The 15,062-nt window shown below is 33.7% G+C and carries 12 protein-coding genes; 9 read left to right on the plus strand and 3 right to left on the minus strand.

All coding sequences use genetic code 11. The features are described from left to right. Positions 1 to 261 precede the first annotated feature (261 nt). Both JG776_RS06410 and JG776_RS06415 read left to right on the plus strand, forming a co-directional pair. The gene (locus JG776_RS06410) at positions 262 to 2,604 is read left to right on the plus strand and encodes a hypothetical protein (protein ID WP_291965783.1); all 2,343 of its coding nucleotides are present in this window, start codon (positions 262 to 264) and stop codon (positions 2,602 to 2,604) included. 13 nt (positions 2,605 to 2,617) lie between these two features. Further along, complete coding sequence (locus JG776_RS06415) at positions 2,618 to 3,862, plus strand: competence/damage-inducible protein A (RefSeq protein ID WP_291965784.1); 1,245 nt, start codon at positions 2,618 to 2,620, stop codon at positions 3,860 to 3,862. Positions 3,863 to 3,867: 5 nt separating this feature from the next. On the opposite strand, the gene JG776_RS06420 is transcribed toward JG776_RS06415, so the two are convergent. Beyond that, positions 3,868 to 4,311, minus strand: a complete 444-nt coding sequence (locus JG776_RS06420; RefSeq protein ID WP_291965787.1) for a YaiI/YqxD family protein — start codon at positions 4,309 to 4,311, stop codon at positions 3,868 to 3,870. Between the two features lie 99 nt (positions 4,312 to 4,410). Here JG776_RS06420 and JG776_RS06425 point away from each other — a divergent pair, with 99 nt between their 5' ends. The 3 genes from JG776_RS06425 (at position 4,411) to JG776_RS06435 (ending at position 8,542) form a co-directional block, all read left to right on the plus strand. Next, a complete protein-coding gene (locus JG776_RS06425; protein WP_291965789.1) occupies positions 4,411 to 6,273 on the plus strand; it encodes a sigma-54-dependent Fis family transcriptional regulator in 1,863 nt (620 codons plus the stop codon). Between the two features lie 235 nt (positions 6,274 to 6,508). Then, on the plus strand, positions 6,509 to 8,305 hold the full coding sequence (locus JG776_RS06430; RefSeq protein WP_291965791.1) for an aldehyde ferredoxin oxidoreductase family protein: 1,797 nt from the start codon (positions 6,509 to 6,511) through the stop codon (positions 8,303 to 8,305). Between the two features lie 12 nt (positions 8,306 to 8,317). Continuing rightward, complete coding sequence (locus JG776_RS06435) at positions 8,318 to 8,542, plus strand: MoaD/ThiS family protein (RefSeq protein ID WP_291965793.1); 225 nt, start codon at positions 8,318 to 8,320, stop codon at positions 8,540 to 8,542. Positions 8,543 to 8,559: 17 nt separating this feature from the next. On the opposite strand, the gene JG776_RS06440 is transcribed toward JG776_RS06435, so the two are convergent. Continuing rightward, a complete protein-coding gene (locus JG776_RS06440; protein WP_291965794.1) occupies positions 8,560 to 9,729 on the minus strand; it encodes a dicarboxylate/amino acid:cation symporter in 1,170 nt (389 codons plus the stop codon). Between the two features lie 464 nt (positions 9,730 to 10,193). Between JG776_RS06440 and JG776_RS06445 the strand changes: the two genes are divergently transcribed. From JG776_RS06445 to JG776_RS06460, 4 genes are all read left to right on the plus strand, one after another. Continuing rightward, on the plus strand, positions 10,194 to 11,462 hold the full coding sequence (locus JG776_RS06445) for a flagellin (protein ID WP_291965797.1): 1,269 nt from the start codon (positions 10,194 to 10,196) through the stop codon (positions 11,460 to 11,462). A gap of 67 nt (positions 11,463 to 11,529) precedes the next feature. Then, positions 11,530 to 11,706, plus strand: a complete 177-nt coding sequence (locus tag JG776_RS06450; RefSeq protein WP_291965799.1) for a YjfB family protein — start codon at positions 11,530 to 11,532, stop codon at positions 11,704 to 11,706. Positions 11,707 to 11,710: 4 nt separating this feature from the next. Further along, entirely contained in the window at positions 11,711 to 11,932 is a 222-nt protein-coding gene (locus JG776_RS06455; protein ID WP_291965801.1) for a hypothetical protein, read from the plus strand. Between the two features lie 469 nt (positions 11,933 to 12,401). Then, positions 12,402 to 12,785 carry an Rpn family recombination-promoting nuclease/putative transposase gene (locus JG776_RS06460; protein ID WP_291965872.1) on the plus strand — a complete coding sequence of 128 codons (384 nt, stop codon included), beginning with the start codon at positions 12,402 to 12,404 and terminating at the stop codon, positions 12,783 to 12,785. 155 nt (positions 12,786 to 12,940) lie between these two features. Here JG776_RS06460 and JG776_RS06465 read toward each other — a convergent pair whose 3' ends face one another. Further along, a complete protein-coding gene (locus JG776_RS06465; protein WP_291965803.1) occupies positions 12,941 to 14,722 on the minus strand; it encodes a M3 family oligoendopeptidase in 1,782 nt (593 codons plus the stop codon). Positions 14,723 to 15,062 lie beyond the last annotated feature (340 nt).

Genomic DNA, 15,062 nt, shown 5'->3' on the forward strand with positions numbered 1-15,062 from the left:
GAAAAAGTCTTACCCTCGCGATGCCGTCGTCCTGATGGCCGCTCGGCTCGGCACGTCCTGTGCCGAATTACGGACTTTTTTCAAAGTCGAAAAGCTAAGATTTGCTAAAGCTCATAAAAGAGCCCAAATACCTTCATATGGCTTTTTTCAAAATGGAACTATTTTATAGTATGTAGACACATAAGGGTGTTAGAAATATCTTTTCTAACACCCTATATTTATAGTATATTATAATTAACAGTAAATTTGGGGGTAATATATATGTTAAGACACGCCGTATATGTTGAGGAAAAAGGATTTATATATAAAGATGAAATAAATAAAGATGATTTAAATAGAATTGTAGAAATGTTTAATTTAGAAGAAAAAAATGTAGGCAATACCTACACATATTTTAAATTGGAATCTGGGGATTTTGTATTGGTTAAGTCCTTTTTAATAGATGATAAAAATGCACTTCACATAGTTTTATTTGATGAAATTAATCCACTCAATTTGATTAAAGAGAACATTTTTATAAATTTCCTTGAGGATGTAGAAAATCTTAAAAGAGAAGTGGAAGAAAACTTTAATTTTGATGATGCAGAGGAATTTTTAAAATCAAGGCAGGATAGAAGTATTAAAGACATTGTATATCTTCTACTAAAGGGAGGAAAAATCACAATAATAGATGAAGTGGAGAACCATAAAAAATGGATAGAGGCGATATATTATTGCTTCAATGAAGCCTCCTCAAAAAATATAACCTTCACAACAAACTCCTACTTTAAAGGAGATGTAAGGTTATATTTGCTTAATGAGAATATACAAAAATCATCCTATACATTTGACTTTAAAAGAGGAATAGGCCCAAAGCTTATGATAAATACACCCTATGTTAAATTTATAGACTCAGGTGTATATGCCTCAAAGAAAATATACCGAACCTATATGAACTTTATTGAGTATTTCAACTACACTTTACTTGATGAAGAGCTAAATAATAGTTATAATTTATTTCTTCTTTTAAACGTTCCTAATATAGTAAATGATGATGGTGCTATAAAGGAGGCCCTTAAATTTCTTTTAAAATACATAAAATCTGAAGAGAGACAAGCCTTTATAGAAAACTACATAAACTCCCTTGATTTGCTTTGGGATAAAGTAAATAGTGATATTGCAGAGGAATTCTATCTTTTTATGTTTAAGGATATTGAGCACAAAAAGGGAGTATATGATAGAATAGTCTCTATATTTTATAGGAGCTATTTTAATATTATAAAGGAAATTGTAGGTTTTGATAGTGCAGTTGAACTGTTTGACAGGATGTTAGAGTTAAACAAGGAAAAACCTTATTTTAAAACCTATGTACTTGATAAAACCTTCTTTAAATTTGTTGAGGATTTTGTTGACCTTGATGTAGCAAATGAAATTGCCCTTTATATTGCAGTATCCTGTGCAGTAAGTTCAGGACTTTCCTATATTCAGCTTAAAAATATAGAGGGCTTTAATAAAACCTTAACACAAGGTATAAGTGATAGGATAATAAAATATATATTAGATAAAATAGAGGGAGATATAGATTTTGCTATAGGTTTTATAATAGATGTTGAAGGATTATTAGAAGCCTCTTTAATAAGAAATAAACTATATGAAATATATAAAAGGGAAAAAAGCGAAGTTAAAAGAGGTATATATAAAAGGCTAATTGAAGCAGACAAAAAGGAACTATCCTTTGAAATTTTCAAAAGAGGTCTTGAAGAGAGTGAGGATGTAGTAAAATATTTTGAAGAATATAGAAGAGAAATTTTAGACTATTTTATGGAATATTCAAAGGAATATTTAGGAAAAATAATAAACGAGTACTTTAAAAGTTTAAACAGGCAGGATAGATTTCAGGAGGCAAAGAAGCTCCTATTTGAATATATAATAAACACATCCTACACAATAAACAAAGAGGCAGAATGCAGTATAGTACAAAATTTTGAGCTTGGAATTACCCTTGAAAACTACCTTGAAAATAAGGAACTTATTGAACAGGTAAGAGGTATAAAGGCAAGGAGAGATATTAAAACAAGAATTGATATGTCTTTTTTAGATGTAATATACCTAATAGATGATTTTAGTGGTGGAGACTTTGGTGAACTTATTGATGAAATAAAATATGTAATAAAAGAATATGATATAGAAACCAGCATAAGGCACAGAAACATAATACTATATAAAGTAGGCAAATACATAACAAACTTTGAATACCATAAAACTCTATTTGATCTTTTTTATGATGAAGAGGATATACTTGCCTACTTTGAATTTATAAAAATAAATAGAAGGGAAGAGAGCTATAAAGACATACTCTCAAGCTTTATTGTCTACTACCTATACTACATAGAACCAAAGTATAGGCTCTTAAATAGAGAGGATAAAAATACTGAAATAGAAGAGGCAATGATAAATGAACTTACAACCTTTAAAAGCAAGGATTTAGGCTATTTTGATGAAAAAATTAAAGAAACCTTTGAAAATTTACATTTAAGTATTCCTATAAAATGGAGTATAATATTAAATAATACAAAGCAAAGGATGACTTTAAAATATAAAATTTTGAACCTTTTTAAAGGGTAAATGAGGTGAGGTTATGAAGGCAGAACTTATATGTGTTGGTACAGAACTATTACTTGGAGACATTATAAACACCAATGCAGCCTTTATCGCAAGAAACTTAGCAGCACTTGGGATTGACCATATATATGAGGTGGTTGTTGGTGATAATAGGGAGAGGTTACTATCTCAACTTGAAATTACAAAACAAAGGGCAGATATTATTATCCTCTGCGGAGGACTTGGCCCAACACAGGATGATTTAACAAGAGAAACGGTTGCAGAACATTTAAATAAAAAGCTCATATATAACGAAAATGTATATAAGCATATAGAAGAGTATTTCAAAAAAATAAAAAGGCAATTAACAGAGAATAGCAAAAAACAGGCCTATGTAATAGAGGGTGCAAAGGTTTTAATGAATGAGTGGGGAACAGCACCAGGGCTTATATGTGAAGCTGAAAACAAAACCTATATACTTCTCCCAGGTCCTCCAATGGAGCTTGAACCTATGTTTGAAAAGTATGTACTTCCATATCTTAAGGAAAAGAGTAGAAATGTAATCCTTTCAAAAACAATTAAGATTATGGGAATAGGAGAGGCCCAAGCAGAGGAGATGATTATAGATTTAATAAAAAGCCAAAATCCAACTGTTGCACCCTATGCAAAAAATGGAGAGGTACACTTTAGAATAACTGCAAAGGCAAAGACAGAAGAGGAGGCAAGAGGTTTAATAGAGCCTGTATATAATAAATTAAAGGAGATTTTTGGAATAAACATATATGCAGAGGATGATGAGACTTTAGAGGAGGTTGTGGCAAAGCTTCTATTTGAAAAAAAACTTACAATTGCCGTTGCTGAATCCTGTACAGGAGGACTTGTTACAGCACAGCTTGTAAACTACCCAGGAATATCAAAGGTTCTTTTAGAGGGTGTTGTAACTTACAGTAACGATGCAAAAAAGAGCAGGTTAAATGTTAGCGAAGAAACTCTAAAACTACACGGGGCTGTTAGCTATCAGACTGCAATAGAGATGGCAGAGGGAGTTGCAAAGACAGCAAAGGCAGATGTTGGAATATCCACAACAGGAATTGCAGGCCCATCTGGAGGAACAAGTAAAAAGCCTGTTGGACTTGTTTATCTTGGGGTATATATAAAGGGATATAAAACCTTTAAGGAGCTAAGACTTACAGGAGATAGACAAAAGATAAGAGAGAGGGCAGCAAAGGAACTACTAAACTTTTTAAGAATGGAGCTAAATACAGAGATGATTGGGAAGTAGCCCAATCATCTTACAAAATTCTGTTCAATTATTCTTCTTAAACTCTTTTCAAAATTAAGGTTATGTGTATGGGTCCTTTTTTTAGGATTTGATGTTTTTCCACCACTTTCCCTAACCTTGTAATTTACATATCTTTGCATAAGAAGAGAATCTATGTTTTGATTTGTAAATATAAGGCCATTTTGATTTATGGCAAAGGTTCCCTTAGACAGAACCATTGCAGCAACACCATAATCCTGTGTTACAACAATATCGCCCTGTTTTGCTTCGTTTACAAGGGCAAAGTCGACAGAATCTCGTCCCTTTCCTACGATAATTGTTTTAGAATATCCATCATCTATTATATGGGATGTATCCATAAACATTAAAACATCCAGTTTATACTCCTTAGCAACCTTCACAATTATATCCTTCACAGGACACGCATCAGCATCAACCAAAATCCGCATAACTACCTCCAACAATTTCTGTTTAATAAAATTATATGTTTAATTGTATCAAATAATTTTATGTAAAGGTGTAAAAATAATTTAAATAGGGGGATTTTTATGAATAGGTATAAAGACTACATAAAGAGGTCCCACGACAGATGCCACCTATATAATATTGATAAGGATTTAAAATATAGTAGAATTATACTTACCCAAAATGAACTAAATGAGAGGCTAATAAAAAATAGAAAGCTTATTTTATCTGCCATTCCCTTTATGAATATGCTCTACGACTTTGTAAAGGGATATGATTTTTTTCTAATTCTAACAGATAAAGAGGGTTGTATTTTAAATATCTTAGGAGACCAAAACATACTAACAGAGGCCTTTGAGCTTAAGATGGTGCCAGGTGCCTTTATGTCTGAGGAGGCAATAGGAACAAATGCTATGGGAACAGCCTTAAAGGAAAAAAGGCCTGTTCAGGTCTCAAAGGATGAACACTTTATATATGCCTACCATAAGTGGACGTGCTCTGCAGCACCAATTAGAAACAAAGATGGTGATATAATAGGATGCCTTGACATTACAGGCTATAGCGAAAATGTCCATCCCCATACCTTAGGAATGGTTGTTGCAGCAGCCTTTGCGATAGAGAGGGTTATTGAAAATGAAGTTTATCTTGATGAAATAAATAAATCAAAAAGGTATATAGAAAGGATGTTTAATTCAATTGAGGCTGGAATTTGTGTCTGCAGTGAAGAGGGTATTATTGGATACTACAATAGTAGATTCAAGAGCCTTTTTAATATAAAAAAAGATGGTGTAGCAATGTCCGACTTAATATATGATTATGATGAAATAAAAAAGAAGCTATTAAAGGATGGGGAGCTAAAGGATTTAGAGGTTTATGTTAAGGCAGATATAAATAAGCTCTCTTTGACCTTAAGTATATATCCAAGCTACACCTCAGGTGAAAAGGAGTATGTATGCGTATTTAAAGAGATTAAAAGGGAAAGAAGGCTGATAGATAAAATATCCTCTTCAAAGGCAATATATACCTTCGATAAAATAATAGGTCAGAATGAAAATTTTAAGGCGACCGTTGAATATGCAAAAAAGATATCAGATAGCAAATCAACTATACTAATACTTGGAGAGAGCGGAACAGGTAAGGAGGTATTTGCCCAGTCCATCCACAACTATAGCAGTAGATGTGATAAGCCCTTTGTTGCTGTAAACTGTGCAGCAATCCCTTCAAACCTAATAGAATCTGAACTATTTGGTTATGAAGAGGGTGCCTTTACGGGTGCAAAAAAGGGAGGATATGAGGGTAAGTTTCAACAGGCAAATGGAGGAACGATATTCTTAGATGAAATAGGTGATATGCCCCTTGATATGCAGGTTAAGCTTCTTAGGGTTATAGAGGAAGGGGTTATAGTAAAAATAGGAGGCAATACCCCAAAATATGTAGATGTAAGGATAATAGCAGCAACCAACAGGGATTTAAAAAGGCTTGTTGGGGAGGGAAGGTTTAGAAGTGACCTATACTATAGACTTAATGTACTACCTCTATATATTATGCCCCTCAGAGACAGGAGGGATGACATACCCTATTTAATCAAATATTTTATGGATAAGTTATCAAAAAGGCTAAATAAAAAGCCTGTAATTATAGATGATAATGAAATGGAGAGGTTAATTTCCTATGACTGGCCAGGAAATATCAGGGAGCTTGAAAATTATGTTGAGTATGTAATAAACATAGGGCATATACCACAGACACTAAAGGAGGCAAGTGAAAAGGATGTAAATAGGTTTACTCCAAGAACCTTGAGTGAAGTTGAAAAGAGACACATAGAAAATACACTAAGGCATTTTGAATATAGTGTAACAAAGGCAGCAAAGGCACTTGGTATAGGCAGAAACACCCTTTATAGAAAGATAAAGGAGTATAATATAGACCTGTCTGTTCCAAAATAGAACAAAGTTCCAATAAAGAACACCTATTATATAACAAAAATGAACTATAATAGAACAGTATAATTAAATATGTTTGTTAGTGATTGTGGCAGGCATTAATTATAGCCTGCCTTTACTTATTTACTTAGTATCTTGAATACTTCTTCACTATATAACGGAGTCTTTGGCATAAATCTTGCTTTTTATAGATTAAGTTTCAAATAGTTTGAAACTTAATATGAAGGGAGGTTTTTATATGTTTGGCTACAGGGGAACAATACTTAGAGTGAACTTAACAACAGGTGAAATTAAAAAGGAACAATTAGACAAAAATCTTGCTGAAAAATTTATAGGAGGAAGAGGACTTGCCACAAAACTCTATTATGATGAAGTTGGAGCAAAGGTAGACCCCTTTGATGAGAAGAATAAGATAATAATAGCAACAGGCCCTCTAACAGGAACAATAGCCCCAACAGGTGGAAGGTATATGGTTGTAACAAAGTCCCCCTTAACAGGAACAATTGCTTGTTCAAATTCTGGTGGCTTCTTTGGTGCAGAGCTAAAAAATGCAGGTTATGATATGATTATTATAGAAGGAAGGGCACAAACCCCTGTGTATTTATGGATAGAGGATGATGTTGTTGAAATTAGGGATGCATCACATCTTTGGGGTAAGGTTGTATCTGAAACTACAGACGAACTTAAAAAAGTTTCAAAGGAAAAGTCGAGAGTTCTATGCATTGGCCCTGCTGGTGAAAAACTTTCCAAGGTTGCAGCAGTAATAAATGACTATGATAGAGCAGCAGGACGTTCTGGTGTTGGTGCTGTAATGGGCTCAAAGAATTTAAAGGCCATAGTTGCAAAGGGAACAGGAAAAGTTGAACTTAAATTTGAAGATGAATTAAAGCAGACTGTTCAGGACTGTATAAAGAAATTAAGGGATAACGGCGTTACAGGACAGGGACTTCCAACCTATGGAACTGCAGTTTTGGTTAATATAATAAACGAAAATGGTGTTTTCCCAACAAATAACTTTAAAGAGGCCTACTTTGAAAAGGCAGACAACATAAGTGGAGAGACTATGACTGATAAGTATCTTGTTAGAAAGAACCCCTGCTATCGTTGTCCAATAGCCTGTGGAAGATGGGTAAAGATTGAAGCATTAAATATGGAGGCAGGCGGTCCTGAATATGAAACCCTATGGGCCTTTGGTGCAGATTGTGGAATTGACGATATTCAGGCTATCTTTTTAGCAAACCACCTATGCAATGAATATGGACTTGATACCATCTCAACAGGTGCAACAATAGCAGCTGCAATGGAACTCTATGAAAAGGGACTAATAAAGGATGATGAGGTAGAGGGAACACCACTTAAGTTTGGTAACAAGGATGCAATAATTGAATGGACAAAAAAGATGGGACTCCGTGAAGGGTTTGGAGATAAACTTGCAGAGGGTTCCTACAGGCTATGCGAAATGTATGGTGTACCTGAACTTTCAATGTCTGTAAAGAAACAGGAACTACCCGCCTACGACCCAAGAGCAATACAGGGACACGGACTTGAATATGCAACATCAAATAGAGGTGGATGCCACGTTAGAGGATATATGATTTCACCTGAAATTTTAGGTCTTCCAGAAAAACTTGATAGACACTCCCTTGAAAACAAGGCTGAATGGGTTAAGGTATTCCAAGACCTAACAGCGGTTATAGACTCCCTTGGGCTTTGTCTATTTACCTCCTTTGCACTTGGGGCAGAAGACTATGCAAAACTTTTAGATGCAGCCTGCGGATTTAATTATGATAAAGACAGTATTCTTGAGGCAGGGGATAGGATATACAACCTTGAAAGGATGTTTAACCTTGATGCTGGAATAAATCCAAGTGAAGATACACTTCCAAAGAGACTATTAACTGAGCCTATTCCAGATGGCCCATCAAAGGGACACGTTCATAGATTACAGGAGTTACTACCAAAATACTACGAGGTTCGTGGATGGGATGAAAAAGGAATACCAACAAAGGAGAAACTTCAAAAACTTGGCCTATAAAGGATGATTTTGATGAAAGTTAGAGTAAAACTATTTGCTACCTTAAGGATTGGGAGAGATAAGGATAATATATATGAATTAAAGGATGGAACAAGGGCAATAGACGTAATTAATATGCTGAACATTAAATTAGACGATGTTAAGATTCTTCTCATAAACGGACAGGATGGAGATTTTGATGTGCAGCTTAAGGATGGGGATGTACTATCAATATTTCCACCTGTTGGTGGGGGATAAAGAAGGAGTAGGATTTCCTACTCCTTCTTTTCTCCCTTATATAAGCTGTCCACAAGAATAGCAATTGCATTATCCCCTGATACGTTACAAGCTGTACCAAAGCTGTCTTGAGTTATATAAAGTGCTATCATAAGTGCAAGCTGAGCTTCTGAGAAACCAAGCATTGATTGAAGTATTCCAAGTGCCGCCATAACTGCACCGCCAGGAACACCAGGTGCCGCAACCATAGTTACACCAAGCATAGCAACAAAACCAGCCATTTTAGAAAACTCAACAGGCATATTGTTTAGCATCATAACAGCAATTGCACAGGATGTTAATGTTATTGTACTTCCTGATAGATGTATTGTTGCACATAGTGGAACAACGAACTCTCTTATTCCCTTTGACACTCCCATATTTTCTGAACATTGTAGGTTAACAGGGATTGTAGCAGCTGATGATTGTGTACCTATTGCTGTTAGGTATCCAGGGATTTCCTTCTTAATTGTAGTAAATATATTTTTCTTTCCTACTGAACAAGCTATTGTATATTGGAAAAGTATTATTATTAGGTGTACTGCTATTACTACTAAGAATACCTTCCAGAATACACCAAGTATTCTTCCAACTTCACCTGCATATGTCATATTTGCAAATATACCCATAATGTGAACTGGTAGAAGTGGTATTATTACGTTTCTTATAGTCTTTTCCATTATTTTTTGGAATTCGCTTGCTATATTATATAGTGTCTTTTCTTTTATTGATGCAATTCCAAGTCCAAGTAAGAAGGCGAGGATAAGTGCTGTCATAACTCCCATAACAGGAGGCATATCAATCTTAAAGAATGGTGCAAGAAGCTTGTCCTCTGGGTTTCCAGCATCGCTTAAAACCTCAGCAGTGTGTATAAATAGTGGGAAGAAGGACTTTGTAACAAAGAATGCAAAGAAACCAGCAATTAGTGTTGAAATATATGCAATTGCTGTTGTAAGTCCAAGTAGCTTTCCGGCACCTTGTCCAAGGTCTGCAATACCTGCAACAACAAATCCTAATATTATTAGAGGTATACAGAAGCCAAGGAAGCTACCAAAGATAGCGTTGAAGGTAGCAAGTAGTCTTACTACTGGTGCAAAGGTAAACTTACCGATTAAAATACCAAGTATGATTGCAATAATGAGTCGTGGTACAAGTCCAAGTTTTTTCATTTTATCCCTCCTAAAATGTTAACTTTTATACATATATTTTACTGAAAATTTAAAATTAAGTCAATTTAAAAAATAAGAAAAATATATAAATATGTAGTTTTAGTGGTGAAAAAATGCAGTTTAGAGAAAATAAAACCATAATATGGTACTGATAATGTAAATAAATGCAAGACGATACAATAAAAACATCAAATTTCTAACAAATATATAAATGAAATAAACTTAATTTTATAAAAAAATAATTTCAATTTTACTCTAAAGTTTTTATAGAATGATACGAAAAAATAAATAGAAAAAAACAAACAACAAAAAATAAAAAAATTTTTAAAACCCCTAAAGTTTATAAAAACCTAAACGAAATATTAAGTAGAAAATAAAACACAAAACTTTCGGCCGAAAGGTTAGTGTTTTAAAAACACAAAAGGCAAGGATGCCAAAAAACAAGAATCAGGGAGGTATGTAAAATGATAATCAATCACAATCTTAATGCGATGAATGCACATCGTCAGTTGGGAATTAACACTTTAAACGCTGGAAAGTCAATGGAAAAGTTATCATCAGGTCTAAGAATCAACAGAGCAGGAGATGACGCAGCAGGTCTTGCTATTTCAGAAAAGATGAGAGCTCAAATAAGAGGTCTTGACCAAGCTTCAAGAAATGCACAAGATGCAATATCACTTATCCAAACAGCAGAAGGTGCATTAAATGAAACTCATTCAATTCTTCAAAGAATGAGAGAGCTTGCTGTACAATCAGCAAATGATACTAATGTTAGTGTTGACAGAAGTGCTATACAAGATGAATTAGATCAATTATCAAAAGAAATATCAAGAATAGGTGATACTACAGAGTTTAACACACAAAAACTATTAAATGGCGATTTTCAAGGGACATTTCATATAGGAGCAAATGAAGGACAAAGTTTAAGCCTTAATATTTCTGATATGAGAGCAAATAGTCTCGGAGTTGTTGGTGATGTAAAAGTTGAATTAACAGCAACTGTAACATACGGTTCTAATTCTACTGCAGATATAACAGGAACGAATGCGGACGGTACTTATACAATTGAAGGAACTAATTTAAAGAATGCTCAAGGAACAATTGTTGCTACTACAAGTGATGGTGGAAAAACTTGGATTGGAAATGGAAGTGGTCCCCTCGGAGATGATGTTATTACATTCGAACAAGAAGTAGATAGCGGAACTATTACTATTTTGAATGGAAATGTAAAAGGAGTTGCACAATTTACTAGTAAATTAGAAGCTGGAGATTATACAATTAATGTAACAAATCAACAACTTATTGACGCTGGAGGAAATGTAATTGCGACTAGTACTGACAACGTAAATTTCATAAGCACAAAAGATGGTACAACAGTTCTCTTGACTTTAGATGCAGCAGCTACTTCGAATTATACTTTATCAGTTGGTGGGTTAGATGTTTCAACTCAAACTAATGCAAATAAAGCAATAACTACAATTAGTAATGCTTTAGAAAAAGTTTCTTCTGAAAGAGCAAAACTTGGTGCTTATCAAAACAGACTTGAGCACACCATAAATAATCTTGGAACATCAAGCGAAAACTTAACAGCAGCAGAATCAAGAATTAGAGACGTAGACATGGCTAAAGAAATGATGGCATTCTCAAAGAACAACATCCTTGCTCAAGCTGCACAAGCAATGCTTGCACAAGCTAACCAACAACCACAAGGAGTTCTACAATTATTAAGATAATAAGACTAATTAGGAGTCAGGGGAGGTATCCTCTGGCTCTTTTTAACATAAGAAGGAGGTTCATTCTATGGACATAGCTGCCCTATCAATCAACCTAAACCAAGCAAAAGTAGCTCAAGAAACAAGCCTTGCAGTAATGAAGCTTGCAATGGAAACAGGTAAACAAACAGCTAATGAAACAGTAAAGATGATTGAAAAGAGTGTTGACCCAAACTTAGGAAGAATGATAGATGTAAGTGTATGAAATTATGGATGATAAAGAAGAATTAATAAAAGAGCTTCAATGGGTAAAATATAGAATACAAATTCTTGATATGATAGAGGAACGACTAATAATGATGAGGCAATTAGCTGTTGAAGCTTTTGAAAATGACTTAAGTAAAGCTGAAAGAGAAGAAATAGGAAGGCAGATTCAAAAGCTTCAGCAGGAGATAATGCTACTTGAGATGGAAAATACCAATGAGCAGTAGAAGACCTAAAAGGGTCTTTTTCTTTAGGAAGTAAATTTAAACTAAAAATATAAAATCAACTCTCTGAAAAATTTATAAAAATCTCGCTGAAAAACAATTGTTAGAATGAACTACAAATAAAAAATTCATCATTTCCAATACTTCATCAACAATTACACTAATCAAAACTCGTTGAATAATTCCAATTATGCAACTAGTTAAAGAGATGATTAAAAAGAAGTTGAAAAATAAAATTTCAAATAGATGTTTAACCAGAAGAATAATAAGGGGAAGGTAATATTAAAAAAAGCAAAAGCCTTCCCTTTTTCACATTTAAGCCAAAATGTTAAAGCTATATAAATAGTAGCATAAAATACAAAATCCTGCTAAAATAATAATAAGAATATGGGAGGTAGATACTATGAATGATGAATTTAGAAATACTGTTGAAGGTGAAACTGTTGCATAAATATATGATGAAAATTTTATAATTCCACCTAAATTTGATTTCGTGTTTAAGTATATATTTGGTGATGTTAAACATAAAAGAGCATTAATTTCATTCCTCAATGCTGCATTAAAAATTCCTAAAGAAGAACTTGAGGGGTTAGAAATTTTGAATCCAGAGCTATCTAAGGACTATAAGGAAGATAAAAAGGGGATACTGGATGTAAGAGTAAAAACTAAAGATGGAAAAGAAATAGACATTGAAGTTCAAATACTACAAAGTAAGTTTATGCCTGAGAGAACTTTATTTTACTGGGGTAAGATGTACACTCAGCAAATAGAATCAGGTCAGGATTACACAAAGCTTAAAAAATGCATTACTATAAATATAGCTGCTATATATAGTATACTTTTGAAAATGATTTGATTTTTTCGGAGGTCTCCCACCCAGGTGAAATGTGACATTTTCCAAAAGTTGTTACTACTTTTTATAGATAATCATAAAAGACATAAAGTTCCACTATTAGTTAGTGGAACTTTAAAATTATGGTGTATTTAAAATTGTATTATGAAAAATATGGATTATTCACATTTCACCTGGGTGGCACTTATAAAGCTATCTATTTCTTCTTTTATAACCTCAAGGGAGCTTCTCCAAAAATCTACTGAATGCAAATCAAATCCCATCTCTTTTCCAAGGGTATATAAATCGTTTTTACCTGTTAATGATAATAGCTTTTTGTAGTCATCTGCAAACTCACTTCCACGCTTTTTATATTCTGCAATAAGACCTCTAACAAATAGTTCTCCAAAAGCGTATGGGAAGTTGTAGTAGTTTGCATCTGCATAATAGTAGTGAGGCTTGTTTACCCACATATATGGATGCATATATTTTTCATCTAATGCATCTCCATAGGCCTTCTTTTGTGCATCAAGCATAATTTCCTTAAATTCCTCAACAGAAAGTGAATGGTCTTCACGTCTCTTAAATACCTCATCCTCAAATAAGAATCTTGAATAAATATCAACTATAGTCTGAGTTGAACTTTGTAGAGAGTTTTCAAGTATTGAAATCCTCTCCTCCCTATTTGCTATCTTAAGTGCAGCGTCTATTATAAGTGTTTCGCAGAAGATTGATGCTGTTTCTGCGATAGGCATAGGGTAGTTTGAATTTAAGAAGGTTTCATCTATTAGGCAGTTTCCGTGGTATGCGTGTCCAAGTTCGTGGGCTATTGTTGTTACATTAGAGAAGCTTCCATCAAAGTTTGCAAGAATTCTACTCTCCTTAATTGGATGTAGGTTATAGCAAAAGGCTCCCCCTCTTTTTCCTTCCCTTGGCTCTGCATCTATCCAATTTTCCTCAAAGGCTCTATCTGCAAAATCAGCAAGCTCACTACTAAAGCTTTTAAAGTTCTCAACTATGAACTTTCTTGCCTCATCGTATGTAAACTTCATATCAACCTTACCAATTGGGGCAAATAAATCATAGAAGGGGAGCTTACCAGATTTGTGGCCTAAAAGTTCTGCCTTTTTCTTTAGATAATTCCTAAAGTAAGGAAGATATTCTCTTATTGCCTCAAGCATTGCATCTAAAGTTTCCTTGTCCATTCTGCTGTTTTGCAGCGTCATATGTAGAGGAGATTCATAACCCCTTAATTTAGATAGAGTAATAACCTCCCCCTTAATTCCGTTTAATGCAGCGGCAGAGGAGTTTTCTATCTTTTGGTAGGACTTTAATTCTGCAAAGTAGGCAGTTTTTCTGACATACTCTTCTTCAGAATATGCCATATTTCTAACAACAGGAAGAGGAAGCTTCTTTTCTTCACCTTCAAGTGATATTTCAACTGTGTGGGTTGAGGTTAAAAATTCCTGAAGTTTTGCCCAGGCACTTGAACCTGTGTTTTTCATCTTAGAAATAACTATTTCCTGCTCATCAGAGAGCATATGTTCTGCATCTTTAATTGATTCCTTTAAAATAAACTCGTGTTCCTTTATAAATTCGGAGGAGTTTATAATTTCCTCAACGTTTTCTAATTTAGATAGCCATTTTTTAAAGGCTACATCAAATTCAGTGGTTTCAGATATGGTTTTTTCTATCTTTTCAAGATACATAAGTGCCTTATTGTTTTTTGCATCAACACTTAAGGAAAGTTCAGAATAGGCAGCAATTTTGTAAATTAAGCTTGATAACTCATTGATCCTGCTTAAAAAGAATTGAATTTTTTCCTCTGCATTTTCCTGTGAATTAAAGTTTTCTCTGCTCCAAGTTTTTAATTTTTCAATTAAACTTAAAACTTTACTGTTGTCCTCTAAAAACTCCCTGCTATCAAAGGAGGTATAAAGATTATCAAGGGACCAACGCATAAAATCACCTCTTTTACTAAATATTAACATATACATTATATATTATTTTTAGTAAAATTACCATATAATATATTGATTTATTAATTTTTCAAACAAAATTGATTTAAAAGGCCCCTTAACTTTATTAAATGGTTGTTGAATGTTGCTTGACTTGTAAATACATAAAATATAAAATGATTATATGGTAAAGCTAAGATTAGTTGTGTAATCGGTATTTTGAAGGATTGGACAGCCCTTTGGGCGTGGGAGTTTATATTAATTTTAGAATTAACCATTAGGTCACAACTTCTTAAATTTGGAGACATTTTACCTATTTAAAATTACTACAAGAAAAATATAC

This window comes from Caloramator sp., from assembly GCF_020054765.1.
Classification (GTDB): domain Bacteria; phylum Bacillota; class Clostridia; order Clostridiales; family Caloramatoraceae; genus Thermobrachium; species Thermobrachium proteoclasticum.